This window comes from Bacillus sp. FSL K6-0993 (assembly GCF_037977205.1).
Lineage (GTDB): Bacteria > Bacillota > Bacilli > Bacillales > Bacillaceae > Bacillus > Bacillus subtilis.
In genome coordinates, this window is the sequence record NZ_CP150275.1 from 2,575,369 (window position 1) to 2,594,113 (window position 18,745).

General features: G+C 37.7%; 16 protein-coding genes. 2 read left to right on the top strand and 14 right to left on the bottom strand.

What is annotated here, in order from left to right:
* Positions 1–8 precede the first annotated feature (8 nt).
* Positions 9–974, bottom strand: coding sequence for a DMT family transporter (locus MHH79_RS13465; RefSeq protein ID WP_063335473.1), 966 nt, complete (start codon positions 972–974; stop codon positions 9–11).
* 126 nt (positions 975–1,100) lie between these two features.
* On the opposite strand from MHH79_RS13465, the gene czcR reads away from it, so the two are divergent.
* Positions 1,101–1,967 carry a LysR family transcriptional regulator CzcR gene (gene czcR / locus MHH79_RS13470; protein ID WP_015384170.1) on the top strand — a complete coding sequence of 289 codons (867 nt, stop codon included), beginning with the start codon at positions 1,101–1,103 and terminating at the stop codon, positions 1,965–1,967.
* A 582-nt stretch (positions 1,968–2,549) separates the two neighbouring features.
* Here czcR and MHH79_RS13475 read toward each other — a convergent pair.
* The 7 genes from MHH79_RS13475 to MHH79_RS13505 all read right to left on the bottom strand — a co-directional run bounded on the left by MHH79_RS13475 (position 2,550) and on the right by MHH79_RS13505 (position 10,214).
* Positions 2,550–3,617 carry an isocitrate/isopropylmalate dehydrogenase family protein gene (locus tag MHH79_RS13475; RefSeq protein WP_100506535.1) on the bottom strand — a complete coding sequence of 356 codons (1,068 nt, stop codon included), beginning with the start codon at positions 3,615–3,617 and terminating at the stop codon, positions 2,550–2,552.
* Positions 3,618–3,861: 244 nt separating this feature from the next.
* Complete coding sequence (locus MHH79_RS13480; protein WP_063335475.1) at positions 3,862–4,326, bottom strand: (2Fe-2S)-binding protein; 465 nt, start codon at positions 4,324–4,326, stop codon at positions 3,862–3,864.
* The gene (locus tag MHH79_RS13485) at positions 4,319–5,161 is read right to left on the bottom strand and encodes an FAD binding domain-containing protein (protein ID WP_063335476.1); all 843 of its coding nucleotides are present in this window, start codon (positions 5,159–5,161) and stop codon (positions 4,319–4,321) included. Before MHH79_RS13485 ends, MHH79_RS13480 begins: the two co-directional genes overlap by 8 nt.
* Positions 5,148–7,478, bottom strand: coding sequence for a xanthine dehydrogenase family protein molybdopterin-binding subunit (locus MHH79_RS13490; RefSeq protein WP_340034648.1), 2,331 nt, complete (start codon positions 7,476–7,478; stop codon positions 5,148–5,150). The genes MHH79_RS13485 and MHH79_RS13490 overlap by 14 nt, the downstream gene beginning before the upstream one ends.
* A gap of 5 nt (positions 7,479–7,483) precedes the next feature.
* Positions 7,484–8,104, bottom strand: coding sequence for an NTP transferase domain-containing protein (locus MHH79_RS13495; RefSeq protein ID WP_063335478.1), 621 nt, complete (start codon positions 8,102–8,104; stop codon positions 7,484–7,486).
* Positions 8,101–9,135, bottom strand: coding sequence for an XdhC/CoxI family protein (locus tag MHH79_RS13500; RefSeq protein ID WP_251217657.1), 1,035 nt, complete (start codon positions 9,133–9,135; stop codon positions 8,101–8,103). Before MHH79_RS13500 ends, MHH79_RS13495 begins: the two co-directional genes overlap by 4 nt.
* Before the next feature lie 68 nt (positions 9,136–9,203).
* On the bottom strand, positions 9,204–10,214 hold the full coding sequence (locus tag MHH79_RS13505) for an FUSC family protein (protein ID WP_340035158.1): 1,011 nt from the start codon (positions 10,212–10,214) through the stop codon (positions 9,204–9,206).
* Positions 10,215–10,967: 753 nt separating this feature from the next.
* Here MHH79_RS13505 and MHH79_RS13510 point away from each other — a divergent pair.
* Positions 10,968–11,834: a DUF1259 domain-containing protein gene (locus MHH79_RS13510; protein WP_063335480.1), complete on the top strand. Its 867-nt coding sequence runs from the start codon at positions 10,968–10,970 to the stop codon at positions 11,832–11,834.
* A 1,003-nt stretch (positions 11,835–12,837) separates the two neighbouring features.
* Here the strand turns inward: MHH79_RS13510 and MHH79_RS13515 are convergent.
* The 6 genes from MHH79_RS13515 to azlB form a co-directional block, all read right to left on the bottom strand.
* Complete coding sequence (locus tag MHH79_RS13515; RefSeq protein ID WP_181219825.1) at positions 12,838–13,875, bottom strand: NAD(P)/FAD-dependent oxidoreductase; 1,038 nt, start codon at positions 13,873–13,875, stop codon at positions 12,838–12,840.
* 87 nt (positions 13,876–13,962) lie between these two features.
* A complete protein-coding gene (gene czcD / locus MHH79_RS13520; protein WP_340034652.1) occupies positions 13,963–14,922 on the bottom strand; it encodes a CDF family zinc transporter CzcD in 960 nt (319 codons plus the stop codon).
* 439 nt (positions 14,923–15,361) lie between these two features.
* A complete protein-coding gene (gene brnQ / locus MHH79_RS13525) occupies positions 15,362–16,684 on the bottom strand; it encodes a branched-chain amino acid transport system II carrier protein (RefSeq protein WP_063335484.1) in 1,323 nt (440 codons plus the stop codon).
* A 164-nt stretch (positions 16,685–16,848) separates the two neighbouring features.
* Positions 16,849–17,181: a branched-chain amino acid transporter AzlD gene (gene azlD / locus MHH79_RS13530; RefSeq protein ID WP_003245988.1), complete on the bottom strand. Its 333-nt coding sequence runs from the start codon at positions 17,179–17,181 to the stop codon at positions 16,849–16,851.
* A complete protein-coding gene (gene azlC / locus MHH79_RS13535) occupies positions 17,178–17,942 on the bottom strand; it encodes an azaleucine resistance protein AzlC (protein WP_063335485.1) in 765 nt (254 codons plus the stop codon). The genes azlD and azlC overlap by 4 nt, the downstream gene beginning before the upstream one ends.
* Positions 17,943–17,954: 12 nt before the next feature.
* Positions 17,955–18,428, bottom strand: coding sequence for an azlBCD operon transcriptional regulator AzlB (gene azlB / locus MHH79_RS13540; RefSeq protein WP_015483475.1), 474 nt, complete (start codon positions 18,426–18,428; stop codon positions 17,955–17,957).
* Positions 18,429–18,745: the final 317 nt, after the last annotated feature.

Genomic DNA, 18,745 nt, shown 5'->3' on the forward strand with positions numbered 1-18,745 from the left:
CCCACCGTCTAAGTGATAGTCAAATGTGTTTTTTCTTTTTGTAATACCTGCTTATAATCTTCCTTACGCTGATATATGTTATTTAAAATGAGTCCAATAATCACAAACAGTGTTCCTACTATATCAAATGCAGTTATGTTATATCCTTTGATCACCATGATTAACAATGTAGTAATGGGGACAAAGTTAATAAATAAAATCCCATTAATGGATGATAGGATTTTAATGCCATAGTTCCAACCAAGGAGGGCTATGATACCTGGTAAAGTAATCATAAATAAAAAATCATACTTAATTGCTGCAATCACTTTAATACTCGGTACCGACACGTAACCTTGCGCGGTAAGTATAGCTGTCATGATTCCTGTTATAGCTGTGCCGAATAAACATGTCAATGTTGAATAACGAAGTGTGGACCACTCTTGGAATAACTGTCCCCCCATTGTGTAGACAACCCATCCTAAAACACCAATTAATATAAAGAGTAGCGAGAATAGATGATCCCCTAATGAAAAAAAGAAACTTATATTACCTTTGGTTATGACCATCGAAGCCCCCAAAAAGGCAATCAATATACTGATCATTGTGTATTTTTTAGGTTTCACATGTTTATATCCCCATAGAATAACAATTGAAAGCATCGGCATGAGTGCCTCGGCAATGGATGCTGTCATAATTCCAGACTTCCCCATCAACCTTTGACCTAAAAAAATAAGAACATTGTATACAGTAAACGCCATCACCCCAAATAAAATGATCCATTTTGCTTTACCCTCTAAATGAAATGATTTTTTTCCTTCTCTCACCAATAATAAAATCACTAACATAATCGTTACCACACCGTAGCGAATAAATGAAAAATAAAACGGATCAATAAATTCTAATGCATGATCTGCAACTGGAAACATCGCGCCCCAAGACATACTTGCTACTAAACATGTAAGGGCACCAATGAATAATTGACCTTTTTTCATTGAATTCCCCTCCTTTTCTTTAAAATTACAATGAGAATTATAAAAAGAAGTAAGCATCAAGTAAAATGAACAAAAGTGATGAAAAACATCATTAATAATGATACTTTAATGAAGGGGGGGATCTTCATGGAACTGCGAGACTTACAAATTTTCAAATGCGTAGCCCATCACAAGAGTATTACCGGTGCTGCAAAAGAGTTAAATTATGTACAATCTAATGTAACTGCGCGAATTAAGCAATTAGAGAATGAGCTCAAAACACCTCTTTTCAATCGCCATAAAAAAGGGGTTTCACTAAGCCCAGAGGGCCGAAAAATGATTGAATACGTTAACAAAATTTTGAAAGATGTTGAAGAACTGGAGCAAGTCTTTCTAGATACTGATATACCGTCTGGAATATTAAAAATCGGTACAGTGGAAACAGTGAGGATACTGCCGACCATCATAGCTTCCTATTATAAAAAGTATCCTAATGTGGATTTATCATTGCAGGCTGGTCTAACAGAGGAACTTATTAAAAAGGTCATGAATCACGAATTAGACGGAGCTTTTATTTCAGGTCCTTTGAAACATTCTATTCTGGAACAGTATGATGTTTATACTGAAAAACTTACTCTTGTAACCAGTAACAAAACGTTTAATATAGAGGATTTTTCAACGACTCCGATTCTTGTTTTTAATCAGGGGTGCGGGTATCGGTCTAGGCTTGAACAATGGCTCAAAGATGAAGGTGTGCTCCCAAACAGAATGATGGAATTTAACATCCTGGAGACAATCTTAAATAGTGTTGCACTTGGACTCGGTATAACAGTGGTACCGGAATCTGCTGTTATGCATCTTGCTGCACAAGGTAAGGTTTATTGTCACCCATTACCTGAGAAAGACAGCTGTATCTCAACAATCTTTATACGCCATAAAGATGCATACCTGACAAATTCAATGCGCAGCCTCCTTAAGACCATTGTTGAACATAAAAATATGAGTATGTCTTAAAGTGCTTTTTCTCTTTCTATGTTCTACCTTCTTAAATAAAAGAGAAGGCGCATCTCCACTTCGCTACCCTTATTCACAATAAAATAGAGCAGTAAACATGTGAGTTACTGCAGTAACAATTCCTTTTTTAAAGAAAATTCCTGTTTTTCTCGTTTTAAGATACATTATGCAAAATGCTAGTTGATCTTCTCACTGTCAAAATAAAAAATTTAATGATGATGGTGGTCATTCTGTAGGATTGCGGCTATGAGTGTGCCCCATATAAATCTGCTCCTCAATGTAGTCCATTGATGCGTATGTATTATTTCAAATTTGTTATTGAGCATTCAAACCTGATACAACATATATATGAATATATATTTTTCTAAAATTCGGATTACGTCTTTAATCTTCCCCATATAGGTTAACAAGAATCATCGTTAGCATTAAAAAAAGAGGAGCAAACTCATGGTTTTACTCCTCTAACTCGGTAGTGCTATGTACTAACTGTTTGTCCTAATGATTAAAAAACACTTTTTGTCTCAAATCATTGGTGTGTTGATCGTAACTACAAATCCCTTGCTAAACTCTCATTTTTTCACCTTAAAGGCTGATCCGCTCTGCAATTGATTCTGCAAACTCTAGTGTTGAAGATTGACCTCCAAGATCTCCTGTTTTGATTCCAGCCTTAACAGTTCCAAAGAGAGAGTCTTCCATTAATTCTGCAACTTCTTTCAGCTTTTTATCGCGATGTTGAGTATTGAGCCATTTAAACAACATAGCGGTAGAAAGCATCATTCCAATAGGGTTTGCGATATTTTCCCCTGCAATATCAGGTGCCGAACCGTGAGCAGCCTGTGCCATTGCCTGCTTTGCGTTTGAATTAATTGATGGTGCAAGCCCTAAGCTGCCAACTAATTCACCTGTTAAATCTGATAGAATGTCTCCAAACATATTTTCCGTTACGATAACATCAAAATCTTTTGCACGACGAACTAAATGCGCTGTCATTGCATCAATATGATAATCATCCACTTCAACTTCCGGGTATTGCTCTGCTACTTCACGGCACGTATTTAAAAAGAGACCCGATCCAAGTCTTATGACATTCGCTTTGTGGACAATTGTAACTTTCTTACGGCGATCCATCGCACCTTGAAATGCTGCATGCGCGATACGTGCAATCGCTTTTTTAGTAAAAACCCCTGTTGATACAGCCACCTCCGGAGTAATTTGCCATTCCCCTACACCAATATACATATTTCTGTCAGCATAGAACCCTTCAGTATTTTCACGATAAATAACCAAATCAGCTTCTCCTGCTATGCTTTTAATTCCAGGTATAGTCTTTGCTGGCCTTATATTGGCATAAAGGTCAAAATAGTGACGAAGTTCTCCACTCGGATTGCGTTTTTCTTTGTGTTCCTCTGGATATGCAGCAGAATCATGCGGGCCTAAAATCCAGCCATGACACTTCTCTAATTCTTCTTTCACAAAATCAGGCATCGGATCATTATATTTTTTTATTGCATCCCATCCCATTGGTAAATCAATTAAATCCAAGGACACATCTGCTTTTTGAGCTGCAGCCTCCAATACCAAGGTTGTTGCTTTCACAATTTCCGGGCCGATTCCATCTCCATGTAAAACTCCAATGTGATATGTTGTCATATAACCATCTCCCTGACGCCAATTTAACTTGCAAATCACAGCTCTTTAACAGAATCCTCTAACTAGAGATAAACAAAACATTCCTCTCTCTAGAAAACTTAACAAACTGCAGTCTAAAGATTGGACTTAAGGATTTGTAGATGTTTATGATTCATAGTTCAAAACAATTGAGGTTAGATGGTAGAGATCTACAAGCACAAATCAAATGTATTATAGTTCTCCGTACAATCGCAAGATAAACGGGCTAATGAGCCCCTTTCCCTGTATGTAAAACCGATTTAACCGCTTCTTCAATCTCCCTATAACCCGTACATCTGCAAATATTGGACTCCAGCCAATTTTTGATCGTTTCATCACTAGCATTCGGCTCAGTATTCACTAAAGCATGGCAATTCATGAGAAAACCTGGTGTACAATAACCACATTGAAACGCAAATTTTTCAATAAAAGCCTTTTGAATTGGCGTATTGATAAGTCCTTCAATTGTCGTAATATTCTTTCCTTCCCCTTCTACTGCAAGCATTAAACAAGATTTCATTGGTACCCCATCCATTAATACCGTACAGGCGCCGCAATCACCATTTAAGCAGCCTGGCTTTGAACCAGTTAATCCAAGACGAAGACGAAGGGCATATAACAAAGTATCGGCTGGTCTGACGGTAATCTGTCTTTCCTTACCATTTATTTTTAATGTAATAGGATTAGACATTTGGGCCTCCTTCTAATTCATGTAAGGCATCTAAGATTGTATGTTGCAAAACAAATATTCGATATTCACTTGAGCCTTCTGCATCATCAAGAATAGGTTTGGGTACATACTGTAAAGACCTGCGTACCCTATCTTCTAATGAGTAGCTTTTATCGTTAAACATAGCCTCCATTTCAACAGAACGAAAAGGAAATGGACATACGCCACTAAAGGCCATTCTAACCTCTTCATCTTTTTTTAGTGCGCAAACTGTCACCAATGGATATCCGACATTCCACTGTTGTCTTCTTTTTATACTGACAAATGGCAAGTCTATATACGTTCGATCGATAAGGATATGAAATAAAAAATCCCCTTTTTGTAATTGTATTTCCCTGTTAAACACTTTATTTATAGGATGGTAACGAAGCCCTGCTCTCCCTGCAACCCCTACCAAACTATCGGAAATTAACAACGGCAAGACTGCCTCACGGTAATATATGTCTCCGCAAATATTTCCACCCAAGCTGATTTTATTTCGAGCCGTCCGGTCGGCAATTTCACTTACTGTTTTACTTAATAACGGAAATGGATTTTCTTCCTCCACTTTCGTTAATGACACACCTGCTCCGATCACGAGATCATTTTCATAAAAACGGATAGTATGAAATTCCGGAAGTGCATTAATATCTATAACTGCATCCGTATATATGAGATTCAACCTTCCTAACGTTATAATTTCTGTGCCGCCAGAATAATACAAAGGTGTTTTCTTTTCGGCCGCAAGAGAGTGAAATAGATTGGTTGTTTCTTGAATTGTCTTCGGTTTAAAGTATTCAAAATCAAACGGTATCATCTTTCCACCCCTCTTGCGTCCTCCATAATCGTTCAGGAATAAGAGGAAGATGATTCAATTGGACACCTAAAGCAGCAGAAAGGCAATTTCCTAATGCTGCTGGCATCCCCAACAGTCCATGTTCCCCGCCGCCACGTGCCCCATAAGGTGCAATAATATGCGGAGTTTCAATAAATTCAATGATATATTCAGGATGCTCTCCATAGTGAAGGGGTCTGTACGTTCTAAGTTGAGGATTTAATACTCTTCCATATGGATCAAATACAAAGGTTTCTCTTCCTCCAAATGCGATTCCCATACTCATCGCCCCCATCACTTGACCCCTTGCAGCTTTTTCATTCAATACAGTTCCTATATCCACAACAGAGTAGGCTTTTGTAATTCGATACGTATAATCCAATTTATCTAACTCAACTTCAATTCCCTGAGCACCTACAGCCCACTCGGGACCAGGCTTTCCATTTCCTGTTTCTCGGTCTAAATTCGTCATCCGGGTTAATGTGTAGTTGCCGCTCGCAATAATTTGGCCGCCAATGGTATTTCCATTAGGAAATGTATATCCGTAAGCAATGTCTTTTATTTCAATATTTACATTAGGATTATCTAAAAAATAAACCTTTCCATCAGCCACTTCTAATTCCTCGACAGGAACTCTTAAAACACATGATGCCACTTCCTTAAGCTTTCGAATGGCTTCATCCGCCGCATTTAGTACGGCTCTTCCTCCCATTAAAGTTCCTCTGCTTCCTACAGTTTTCCAATGCTCAGGTGTTGTTTGTGTATCTACAAGCATTTTTACGTGAATTTTACTTATATCCATTTTCATTCGTTCCGCTAAGATTTGGGCTAACACTGTTTTTGTCCCTGTTCCTATTTCCACTACCCCTGACATCAAATTAATGCTTCCATCAGGATTAAAGGTTAAAATAACCCCAGATGTTGCATTTGTATCAAATGTCGAAGTTTTCCAAATGCAGCTTATTCCCTTTGCCCGTATCTTCCGATCATCGATTTCAATTCTCTGTCCCTCGTTCCAATTCATTAATTCCTTCAATCTTTCAATGCATTTTGGTACATTTCCGACCGTGCTTGAATTGAGAAGAACTTGAGTAGGTGTAGTATCACCAGGACGAATGGCATTTTTATAGCGAAGTTCTAATGGATCCATGTTTAGCTTTTCTGCCAATACATCCATCGTTCGCTCAAAGGCAAATAAAACTTCAGCATGACTATAGCCTCTAAATGCACTGGGATATGGATGATTCGTATACATACAATATGAATCACACCATATATGGTCGATTGCGTATGGACCCGTACAATCAACCGCTCCAGCTCGGCTGACGTCAACTCCTTTATCGGAGTAAGCTCCGCCATCAAATAAAAATTCAATGTCTGCCGCCTTTAAGATTCCATCTTTTGTTGCTCCTAATTTGACAATAGCATCCAATCCGATATGAACAGGAGATGTGATCATATCCTCTTCTCTCGAATTAAATAATTTTACGGGCTGGCCTCCAACTGCTTTTGATGCCAAATATGCAATAACCTCTAACTGAACTGCTGCTTTTCCCCCGTATGCCCCTCCTACTAAAGGTGTTTTGACGATTACCTTTCCAGGTTCAATTCCAAAATACCACTCCATTAATTTTTTTATGGCAAAAGGAGCTTGAGAGGATGTGGTAATGATAATCTCCCCATCCGCTCGAATTTCAGCAATCGAGCATCTTGTTTCCATAGCAGCGTGATCAGAAGGATTAAAGGAAATGTGAAACTCTGCTACCACATCACTTTCCCTAAACCCTTCTTCAATGTTTCCTTTTCTAATTTTATTTAGGTTTGCGATATTTGTCTTTGGAACTGGGTATACACCTTCCTTCTTCTCATAACTGTCCAAATGTTCATGGACGAGGGGAGCATTCTTCTGGAAGGCTCCGCGGGGGGAATTGACGACGGGAAGAGGTTCATAGGACACTTTGATGGCACACACTGCCTTTTTAGCTATGATTGGATTTTCCGCAACAACAACAGCAACTGGCTCACCATGGTATCTAACTTTTTTATAAGCAATCGGCGACCTGTCTTTAATTTCTTCACCTACAAGCGGAAAAGGTTCATCGCCCAATATCGCTCTCACTCCAGGAATCTTCCAAGCTTCCGAAAAGTCAATAGAAGCAATATTGGCATGAGCATATGGACTAATCAACATTTTTGCGTGTAATGTACCAGTTTCTTCAAAATCATTTGTATATTTCGCCTTTCCTGTCACTTTTTCAAGGGCCTCTTTTCGAATAACACTTTTCCCGATATACTCCAACTCATTCACTCCCCGAATTTATTCAGTAGTAAAGTGTAGTCTTTAACTGTATCTACGTCATAAAAAAGCAAAGGGTCTTGAAAGTTGATCATTTTTCCCGTATTTATCATACGTTCACGGATGACATACCGAGCGCCTTGATCTCCCTTTAACTGATGTAATACTGGAAAACATTGATTTGAGAATAAGATAGGGGGCATAGGAAGATGTTGATTTTCAGCAGCTATAAATGAATAGTGGTGCTCCCTTTGGTAGGAATCAATTAACGTATTGATGATATCTGTGGTGACAAATGGCTGATCTGCAAGGAGAATGATAACGGCATCAGCCTCATACTCTAATGCTCTTTTTAAACCACATTGTATGGAGCGGCCTTGGCCATTACCCGCTTGCTCACATTCCACCTGACTCCACTTATTTGACATAGGATATAAAAAGAAAAAAGCCGAAAGCCAATGGAGTGAATCACCCTTTCTAGTGATAACGAAAATATGATCTAATTTAGATAATAAGGCATTTTTAAGAGCCAGACTTCCTAGGGAGACTCCATTAAGAAGTAAACTTCGCTTATCCGTCCCCATACGTCTGCTTGTACCAGCTGCCAGGTAAATGGCTACTGTTTTCATGAGGTAGACCTTTGTTTTCGCATTTTTTTAAGCATCTCGCCAACAATACTTATCGCAATTTCCTCAGGGCCTTGTGCCCCGATAGGAAGCCCAATGGGGGAATGAATATCTTCTGGAACCTCAGACCCGCCTAATAGCCGTTCCGTGCGCCTCCTAGGGCCTAATACACCTTTATAAAACACATCCATATTTTTGAATTTATGTAAAATGATCTGATCTTTTTGAAAGCTGTGTGTCATAATGACTATAAAATCCCTTTGTGTAATGCCCAGACCCTCCATTACTTCTTCCAGTACTCCTACAATCAAATCGTTGGCTTTAGGAAAATGGCCGCTATGACATAAAGCAGGACGCCAATCAATCACTGTGACATGAAAGCCTATATCAGCTGCCAAAGAAACTAATGGCTTAGCATCTTCCCCTGCTCCAAAGATATATAAACAAGGTTTTGGAACCATCTGATGGATAAAAAATAAATCAGACGTATGTTCATCCCTTTTGATTCCCTTTTCCGTATCATAAAGAGGATTCTTATTTCTCAGTTTTTGAATATAGCCTAGTTCCTTAACATCCCCAGTTCCAAACACTCTGCCATCTTCAACGATATACATATCTTCCCTTGACTCTAAGCTTTTAGTGAATCGTTTCATTCGAGTAACAGACTTTTTTACATCTAAGCATTTCTTTACTGTCCTAAGATTTCTTTCTAATTCCCCTTTTACAGGTTCGAGTAAAACCGTCAAAACACCATTACAGCCAACTCCCTGTCCCCATGATAAATCGCCCTCCTCACTCATATCAAAATGAACAATCAACGGCTCTCCTGTAGCCCAAACTCGCTCTGCCCTTTCAACAAGATCTTCTTCAAGACAACCGGCAGATAACATTCCAACTCTCGTTTTGTCCCCTAAAATTAACATGGAGGCCCCTTCTTTCTTATAAGAGGACCCCTCTACTTTAATTATGGTAGCCAGTACCTTAGTATTTTTAGAATCGGCGACTATATCCAAAATTCGGTGGATATCATCCATTTTATTCCCCCACTTTTACCCAATTACATCTACATTTGTATATCCATATTCTTTTACTCTGAAAAATATTATAAATTTTCCAGCAATTTTATTGTTTCTAAAAAAAAAGAGACTTTATAGACCTTATGACTAGGCGGTGGATACAACAGCATTTTTGAACGGAGAGATTCCACTAACATGTTCTGTTCGTTCTGTTTCCAATTGTTTATTTCACCCTGTTGTATTCCTTTAAAATCATCAAAAAATTCACTTAACATTTTTAAATCATTGCCCAACTCCGTTTTGTCGCTTGAAGATAAAATCCCTTCTTTTTCCCATTCTTTTAACGTTTTCACTATATTTGATATATACTCATATCCTGCATTCATCTTTTGCATCTGTATTTGATATCTTGAAAGAATGATTTTATGCTTTTTACTGATTGGGTTGAATTTTAAGCTCTGAGAAGCCGTTTGTAACATTTCTTTTGTCGTATGTAACTCCTGTAGGAGATTGTTCATTTTATACTCCACTAAGTCCCCTTTTCCTTGTCCCCACTCAGATTGAACCCATTTGGAAAGTTCTAAAAGTATGTCAGAAAGCTGACGAGCTAATTTCTGAAAAGATTCCGCTGCCTTTTTTGTATAGTCTGGCGGAAAAAAGAACATATGAACCAGAATGGCGATGATGACGCCGATCATCGTATCGATTATTCGATCCATTGCATAATCTTTAGAGTTTCGTTCAAACGTAAAAACTAATAAAATGGTGAGGGCTACCTGATGTAAAACCGTTTCATCTAATCTTAACCACTTTGCAATGCAGGTCCCCCCTAACATTAATAGGCCTAATATCCAACCATTCATATGTAAGTGACTGACAAGATAGGCTGTTAAAATGATCCCAATGGCAGTTCCCACAATACGATGAAGAGAAAATCGAATCGACTTATCTATGGTTGTTTGCAAACATAATATAACAGATAGGGGTGCTAAATATGGGTGTTCAGAGCCCACTAATTTTGCCACTTCCCAAGAAACAGCAGATGCAATCGCCATTTTCCAAACCAAGGATGTTTTGTTTTCAATTTTTTTCACCATCATATTGCTCCCCCTTTCAGCGAACCTTTTCCATTAATTTTCTGTTACCCAAAGGATTTTATACTGTCATATTAAAGCTCTTTCCAGTGTTTTCTAAACGATCAGCAGCAGACAGGTTGATTAACTTGACGAAGTTAACTTAACAATGATTGAGCAAATGATACATCATTGATCACTCTTTACAGCAACCGAAATAGGCCATGGACAAATAAAAGCATATTTGGCTCAAGCTGCTACCCTAGATACGCAACAACCCCTTAATATATCCGCGATTATCATTATTGTTAGATTCGCAGACCCAGGTTCTTCAAGAAACAGGAGGTGGTAGGTTTGGCGAAGTGGGCACTATCATCAATTCTTTTTTATGGGAGGTTTATTATAGACGCTTTTTATATTGAATTTAATTTTTAGGCATTCTTATACGCTCCACAAAATCCTCAGTAAGAGAAATTTTGTTTTATATTCCAAAGCCAATTAAAACCACATTTGCTTATTAGCGTTACAATGAATGATTCTTGTATGGGGGTACAAATAGGTAGTGTTTTTCGTTGCCAGACAGTTAAAGATGTGTCATTGACGCCACACTACCATATTTCCATGTAAGAAAACCACACCATTGTGGCTACTAATTTTGTTTTTAGAGGATTAAACAAGAAGTGGATTTCCCCTGTATAGACTAATGCCGTGTTACATTTTTTCCATCTCCACATATGTTTAAAGTAAGTAGTAAATTTATTCAGGAGGAGATATTCAGTGGAAGAAATGGGCATGGAGCCATCACAACTTTGTAGGGAATTTGCAAGGATTCTCAATTCAACACCCAGTGTCGTAAATGATGTATGTACGGCTACAAGATTTCGAAACAACATTCATCCAGTGGTACTTGGAAGAAGAGCAGAAGCATTTCCCTTTATTCCTCAAGCCTTTTCATTTGAAAGCATGGATCGGAATGGCAGAGCTTTATGTTTAGGTGAGACTGTTTTACTTCAAGAAGAAGTAAACCCGTTTATGACTGAGTTACGCGAATTTGGTATTATTGTAACTGCCGTTCATAACCATTGGCTGTTTGATAAGCCACGTCTGATGTTTATGCATTTTGAATCAATAGACGAACCTCTCACCTTTGCAAGAAAAGTCAGGGAGGCTATGAAAGTTCTTATTAAGAAAACAGTCCGTGCGGAAGCAAAAATTGATGGTGAAATGATTAAACAGCATGGTCTTTGTGACGAATTCAACGATATTCTAGGTGGAACCATGCATACTTTTGAAAATGGAATTTGTACAGTGATGAGATCACGAACGAATATAAAACCAGAAGTACTAGGAAGACCAGGAAGATCATTTTTACTAATTCCTCAGATGTTTTCATTTGAATCAATGACAAAAGATGGCCGTGCTCTTTGTAGTGGTGAAACCGTGATTCTTCAAAAAGAAATCAACCCATTTATTAGTGTGCTTCGAGAACATGATCTTATTGTAACGTCACTTCATAATCACTGGTTGTTTGATAAACCAAGACTGATGTATATTCATTTCGAATCAATTGATAAACCTATCAACTTCGCTTTAAAAGTAAGAGATGCTTTAAAAGTTCTTACTGATAAAGAAGTTAGAGGTTAACATTATTTTGGGCAAAAAAAAGCGATTTAAAAAATCGCTTTTTACATATACTAAAAGAGTCCCTTAATATAGTAGAAGTATTTTATCAGAAAAGTTAGGGATGCTTTTATTGCATGAAGCAAATCACTTTCTACATATGTAAACCTTCATTCAATGAAGGCTTTTATTAGCAAGTTAGAAATGTATTTTGGGCGATTGCCTTGATCAATAAACAAGCTAGGTGCATATCCTGCCTAAAAGTCTTCAATGAAAGGGGTACAGATATGCATTTTCCATCCAAACCGTATGATAATTATTACGATTTTCGTCAACACCTTGATTTAAGTCAAGCAAATAATGAAATGCGAAGCCTTTTATCTACTATTCGCCAAATTCCAATACACTCATCCTCCTTCAAAGAGTCAATGGCTACAGTTGTGAAAGACTTGAGAGTGGTTAGCAGGGCTCTTGCTCTAGGATGCGGCATGAGTTCAGAATTCAGATTTCTTCCAGATACCTGGGGATTACGTGAACTTCATATTGTGCACGCGAAATACCTTACTCCATTGAGTTATCACGTTTATTCTGCCTTAGGTGCGGCGGAGCTTCTAGCCTCCGGACAAGGACGCGCGCCTCATTTCCCTCTTATGGTAGGCTGCATGAATTCGATACTTCGCCTATGGTCAAACTTCCCTGCTGCTATAGCAGACCTTCGAAGAGCATCCGGTCAACAATACGCGTCATCGGTAGACGAGGCAGAAAGTCTCCTAAGACCAATGGTCCCATACACACAACGGGCATTATCAGTCAGTCATTCTACAGTTCATCCAACTATTTGGGAGGCAACCTTACGTGCTACACATTTAGCACGGGAAGTACGGCAGAAGGTTGCACAATCAGTGAGCCAGGGTACCTCTTATTCATAAGTCAACAGTGATACTTTTGCGGCATTACACCGCAACATAACTAAACTTATTCACACAAAAGTAGAGCAGTAAACATGTGAGTTACTGCTCTACTTCGTTTATTCACCGTTCATTTGTTTTACAATGTATTCAGCATCATTTCCTACGCCTTGAAGCAACGCTGAACCTCGCCTATGCTGCCAAGGCAAACCTATAAAGTACAATCCTTCTACAGGTGAAACACCTCTATGATGTATGATTCGGCCTTCTTTATTCAAAACACCTTTTATATTTATCCAACATAGGGGATTCCTAAAACCCGTAGCCCAAATAATATTGTTTACTTCTAATGTAGATGAATCTTTAAAAATGATTTCATTTTGCTTTCCGGCAATGACTCTTTTTTTTAAGATGATCTCCTTCTGTTTTATTGCATGTTTTAATTCATGCCCAAATATTGGATCACCTTTCTTTTGAATGAATTTGCCTACTATTGATGTATGACTTATATTTAAAACTCCTAATTTATCAAACCACCAAAAGATGCTTCTTTTTCCGATCATTAAAGGGAAATAAACTAGTTTATTACTACAGGCTAAATATGTAACTCTTTCTTTGGATAATTCAACAGCTATCTGAGCACCACTATTCCCACCACCAACTACTAGTACATTTCCATATGCCAATTGTTTTGAATTCTTATATTGTGATGAGTGTAGTTGATTAATATCATCAGCTAAATCCTTTGATATTGATGGAATATTAGGGGTATGAAAAGGACCTGTAGCAATGACAAGATTCTTCGTTTGATATTCTTCCCGATTTGTTTTTATTAAGAAATGATTCTTTATTTTTAGGACACTTATTACTTCTGTCCGTAATTGGATTGGAATTTCAAATTTTTTAACGTACTTCTTTAGATAAGCAACAATTTCATTTTTTGAAGGAAATCCATGTTTTTCTCCTTCAAGATGCATTCCAGGCAAAGAGCTATACATTCGAGAAGTAAATAAAACTAATGAGTCATACCGATCTTTCCAGCTCTCCCCCACCTCATGACTTTTATCCAAAATAATAAACTTTTGATCGGACTGCTTAAGATAATATCCTATCGAGATCCCTGCTTGACCAGCCCCGATTACTATAGTGTCGTACACATTATCCCCCCGCCAATTTCAAATTGTCAGTAGACAGAATCTGCAAAATGCTAGTTGATCTCCTCACTATAAAGTTAGATAAAAAATTTAATGGTGATGGTGGTCACGCGGCTTCTCCATTTTGGCCTGACAAAGGATCGCATTGTCATGATTATGCGCTTCGGTTTCCATTTGAATGGTTACGTGCGTAATGCCTTTATGTTCAAGTTCATGTTCAATTTTGCGTAAAATATTTTCACTTTCTGAAATGGTCAGTTGATCGTCAACAACTGCGTGGCAAGAAAGAGCATTCAATCCACTTGTGATAGACCATATGTGTAAATCATGAATGTTTTGAATTCCCTCTGTCCCTTCAATTGTTCGAATGATATCAGAGACATCGATATTTTCTGGAGTTCCTTCCATTAATATGTGAATGGAATCTTTAGTCACATTGTAACCGCTTCTTAGAACAAGAATAGCCACAATGATACTGGCCAATGGGTCTGCCCAGCCCCATCCAAAGAAGATGATAAGTATGGCTGCTAAAATGGCACCTACAGAGCCGAGCATATCGCTTATTACATGTAAATAAGCTCCTCTTATGTTCAGATTATTCTCTGTATCTCCGCCACTCATCATAATCCGAGCGACCAATAGATTCACAACTAACCCGATGATACTAATTGTAAGCATGCCGGTTGTTGCTACTTCTGGTGGATTAGAGAAGCGTTCGATTGCTTCATAAATGATATAAAGAGAAATAAGAATTAAGGCAGCACCGTTTATCACAGCTGCAAGAATCTCAAATCGTTTATAGCCGAATGTCTTATTGTGATTTGCCTTTTTTTCAGCTAATGTAAAAGCAATCAGGGCAACCATTAATGAAATTGAATCACTCAGCATATGGCCTGCATCTGATAAAAGCGCCAGACTATTTGTTAAAAATCCACCTATAGCTTCTATTATCATATAACCTGTAATCATGATAAAAGAGATCAATAAAACCTTTTTATTTGCTCCTTCATTATGATTGTGACTATGATTGTGACTATGATTGTGCCCCATAAAAAACTCCTCCTTAACTAAAGTTTATTGATACATATGTATTTATTATTTCAAATCTGTTATGAAGCATTCTAACATGGTGCAAATAATATTTATATATGAGCATGTGTTCATGTATAAATATATCTGCTCTTTACTGAAATGTCAAAATATTTTTATGAAAATCCCCTAATACCTCCTTAATCTTTCCTAATATAAATTCACGAGGATTCTCTTATAAACATAAAAAAAGAGAAGCAAACCTGTGGTTTACTCCTCTACCCTAGTTTCTCTATCCTTTTCTTCTTCATATCCCTTATAAAAGGTATTGCGGACCCTCGATGATTTTTACCTTCATAAAATACATTATGCTATGTAACAGCTGTTTGTCCAAATGAGATTAAAAACATGCAAGCACTTTATCCTTCCTGCAGATCTGAGTGATATTGCTGTTGATTGATCAACTTGTTTTTGTTCTGAATATACTCAGTATATAGCCGCATATTCCCCCTGCAATAGCTGGAATGAGCCACCCCAGCCCTATGTTATACATAGGAAGAATCTGAGTGAAAATATGATTCACAACTTCAATTTTTATTCCCGCCTCCTTCAAACCGTCAAATAAGCTGATGATGAATGCGAATAATAAACTGCCTTGATACACTTCTGTCTTCCCTTTAAATACAGAATGCAAAAACGTTAAAAATATTAAGGAAATCGCGATAGGATACATCGTCAGTAAGACAGGCATTGACACCTTAATGAGCTGGGTTAATCCTATATTTGCGACAAGCGTACTAAACACTGATAAAACGACAGCAATTTTTTTATAAGAAATGTTCGGAAATAATTCATGAAAAAATGAAGAACACGCTGTGATCAGTCCGACACTTGTCGTCAGACACGCCACTGTAATCATTAAGCCCAATAAGATTGAACCATAAGATCCAAAATAATAGGATGAAACCTTAGCCAAAACCTCTGCTCCATTTTCTAAAATCCCCAGTTCTTCAACGCTGGAAGCCCCCATATATGAAAGAGCAGTATAGATAAGGGCTAAAAGTGTAGCAGCAATCGCGGCTGCTTTTGCACAAACAACCATCAGCTGTTTTTTGGTAGAAGCTCCTTGTTCTTTCAATGCATTCACAATGATAATTCCAAAAACAAATGCTACAAGGGCATCCAGAGTGAGGTATCCTTCCTGAAATCCTTTAAAAAACGCTTGTGATGTGTACCCTTTTGATGGTGCTTGAATGGTTCCAATTGGGCGAATAAGAGCTACCACTACAAGCAATCCGATAAATGTCAGCTTAATTGGCGTCAAAAATTTTCCAACTATATCAATGATTTTTGAAGGATTAAGTGATAACAAGCATGCCAATGCGAAAAATAATATTGTAAATATGACCAATGAGACAGGGCCTGCATCATTTGATAAAAAAGGTTTTACCCCAATTTCAAACGATACGTTTCCTGATCTCGGGATAGCGAAAAAAGGCCCGATTGCCAAATAGAGAATCGTCGTAAATACAATGCCAAACACCGGGTGAACACGGCTGGCTAACGACTGTAAGTTTTGTTTACCTGAAAAAACAAATGCTGTTATAGCCAGTAATGGCAAACCAACTCCGGTCACTAAGAAACCTGCATTAGCGATCCATACATTTTTTCCAGCCATTTGACCAAGCATAGGCGGAAAAATGAGATTTCCTGCTCCAAAAAACAATGCAAATAGCATTAATCCTATAATGATGATATAGGAAGCAGACACTTTTTTTGACATTATACATCCTCCGATTAAAGTAGACACTTCTTGAATAGCCAGGAAACATTACAGATGCTATTTGCACTGGCACAGTGTTGATTCCAAAATAAGCTTGTGTCAGTTTATATATTTTTATCAAGTTCAATAAAAAGCATGATCATTTTGATAGTTTCCGATATCGGTTAAAAAACCAATTGCACCAAAACCATATAAACAACGGTTCCCCCCGCTATGGAAAGAAGCATATTTTTCTTCCACAAGTGAAGCAGTACAACTGCAGCTGCTCCAACCAATTCAGGAATGCCATGACTTCCAGAAAGTAGACTCACATCTTTTAAACAATAAATGACCAAAAGCCCAATTACCGCTGATGGCAGTACTTTGCCAAGATACTGTACATATTTCGGTGTCGGTTTGCCAGACGGGAAAATCATGAATGGAAGGAACCGTGTCAGCATTGTTCCAAGCACGACCATTGCAATGGTGATCATTTGCTGCGTCATAGTCATCGTCATACGGAAACCTCAGCTTTCTCCAATGGTTTTCTCAAAACAGTCAGTACCCCTAAAATGGCGAGCATAGCAGGGATCATAAATTGGTTTCCGCCAAAAATGATAAGACTGGCTGCTGAAAGTCCAAGTCCTGTGAGAGCACTGTAATGCTTTTTCTCTTTCATCCATTGTTCTATGAATATCACAATAAACAGAGCAGTCATCACAAAATCAAGCCCTTCGGTATTAAACTTCACGTACGACCCAAAAATCCCTCCTATCGCTGCCCCCGCGACCCAATATAAATGATTAAGCAGTGTCACAAAAAACATAAACCAGCCCTTGTCAACATTCGCCGGAACATTAGCGGTATAATTAATAGAAAATGATTCATCGCACATTCCGAAAATCAGATAAAGCTTTTTCTTTCCAGTCCCCCTGTACTTATCCAACATGGAAATTCCATAAAACAAATGCCGGGCATTGACCATTAACGTCAAAAAAAGAGCATTCATAGGGTTGAACACACCAAGTAAAAAATTCGCTGCAACAAACTCCATTGAGCCCGCAAATATCATAAAACTCATGATGATTGGATAGATTGCGCTAAATCCCAAAGAATGCATAAAGATTCCATAAGCTATCCCCAAAAACAAAAACCCCGCAAAAATCGGAATTGTATATGGGAATGCAGAACGAAATGCAGCCCATATTTGACTTCTCTTATTCATATGAGTGTTTATAGCAGGAGAGCTTAAATGTAACGATTCTTTATTTTTATTCAAATCAACAACCTCCTACATTTCATCAATTGGCACACTGACAGTTCTTTTTTCTGTACTCATGACTATGCTTGTGTCAACTCCACTAATAGCAGGGTTCTGCATTAATGAATCAATGATAAAATTCCGATAACTCTCCATGTCCTTCGCCACAATCTTAAGCATATAGTCATGGCTTCCTGTAAGTGTGTAGCATTCTTGAACCTGTGGGAATTTGTTTATATCCTCTAAAAATGAATGAATTGTCTCCCTATTTAAAGGTGATAAATTGATGAGAGCTAGTGCTGTGACTTCGATTCCAAGTTTTTTCTCATCAACAATAGTCGTAAACTTTTTAATTATACCTGCTTCTAATAGGTTCTTTGTTCTTGCAAGGCAAGCTGATGGTGAAAGCCCAATTTTCTTAGATAAATTTAAATTTGATATTGAAGCATCTTCCTGCAATTCTCTTAAAATGGCCTTATCAGTTTCGTCAAGCGTAATACCCATTTCATAACCCCCAATACCTTCAATAGAATTATATTTCATATGATTTAAATCATAACGAATTTTTATTCCTTAATCAAATATTATTTAAATTTAAATCCTTTTAAAACATTATTTACAGAATAAAATTATTATCGCAGAAAGAAGTCCTGGGAGAGTTATGTACTTGTGTGACTTGATACCAACATCATAAGAAACTTATCAGAAGCCAAAAAGTTATTGCGGTCTCACCGAAAATTTAATTTGCGGTGCCCTATTGCCTTTTTCTTCGAACGAAAATTGTTAAAATTCACAAAACAGAAAGTCTACTCTATTATTAT

What these genes read in the sequence shown, in the direction of transcription:
- MHH79_RS13465 (WP_063335473.1), bottom strand. Translation starts at nt 974, where the DNA reads ATGAAAAAAGGTCAATTATTCATTGGTGCCCTTACATGTTTAGTAGCA.
- czcR (WP_015384170.1), top strand. Translation starts at nt 1,101, where the DNA reads ATGGAACTGCGAGACTTACAAATTTTCAAATGCGTAGCCCATCACAAG.
- MHH79_RS13475 (WP_100506535.1), bottom strand. Translation starts at nt 3,617, where the DNA reads ATGACAACATATCACATTGGAGTTTTACATGGAGATGGAATCGGCCCG.
- MHH79_RS13480 (WP_063335475.1), bottom strand. Translation starts at nt 4,326, where the DNA reads ATGTCTAATCCTATTACATTAAAAATAAATGGTAAGGAAAGACAGATT.
- MHH79_RS13485 (WP_063335476.1), bottom strand. Translation starts at nt 5,161, where the DNA reads ATGATACCGTTTGATTTTGAATACTTTAAACCGAAGACAATTCAAGAA.
- MHH79_RS13495 (WP_063335478.1), bottom strand. Translation starts at nt 8,104, where the DNA reads ATGAAAACAGTAGCCATTTACCTGGCAGCTGGTACAAGCAGACGTATG.
- MHH79_RS13500 (WP_251217657.1), bottom strand. Translation starts at nt 9,135, where the DNA reads ATGGATGATATCCACCGAATTTTGGATATAGTCGCCGATTCTAAAAAT.
- MHH79_RS13505 (WP_340035158.1), bottom strand. Translation starts at nt 10,214, where the DNA reads ATGGTGAAAAAAATTGAAAACAAAACATCCTTGGTTTGGAAAATGGCG.
- czcD (WP_340034652.1), bottom strand. Translation starts at nt 14,922, where the DNA reads ATGGGGCACAATCATAGTCACAATCATAGTCACAATCATAATGAAGGA.
- brnQ (WP_063335484.1), bottom strand. Translation starts at nt 16,684, where the DNA reads ATGTCAAAAAAAGTGTCTGCTTCCTATATCATCATTATAGGATTAATG.
- azlD (WP_003245988.1), bottom strand. Translation starts at nt 17,181, where the DNA reads ATGACGATGACTATGACGCAGCAAATGATCACCATTGCAATGGTCGTG.
- azlB (WP_015483475.1), bottom strand. Translation starts at nt 18,428, where the DNA reads ATGGGTATTACGCTTGACGAAACTGATAAGGCCATTTTAAGAGAATTG.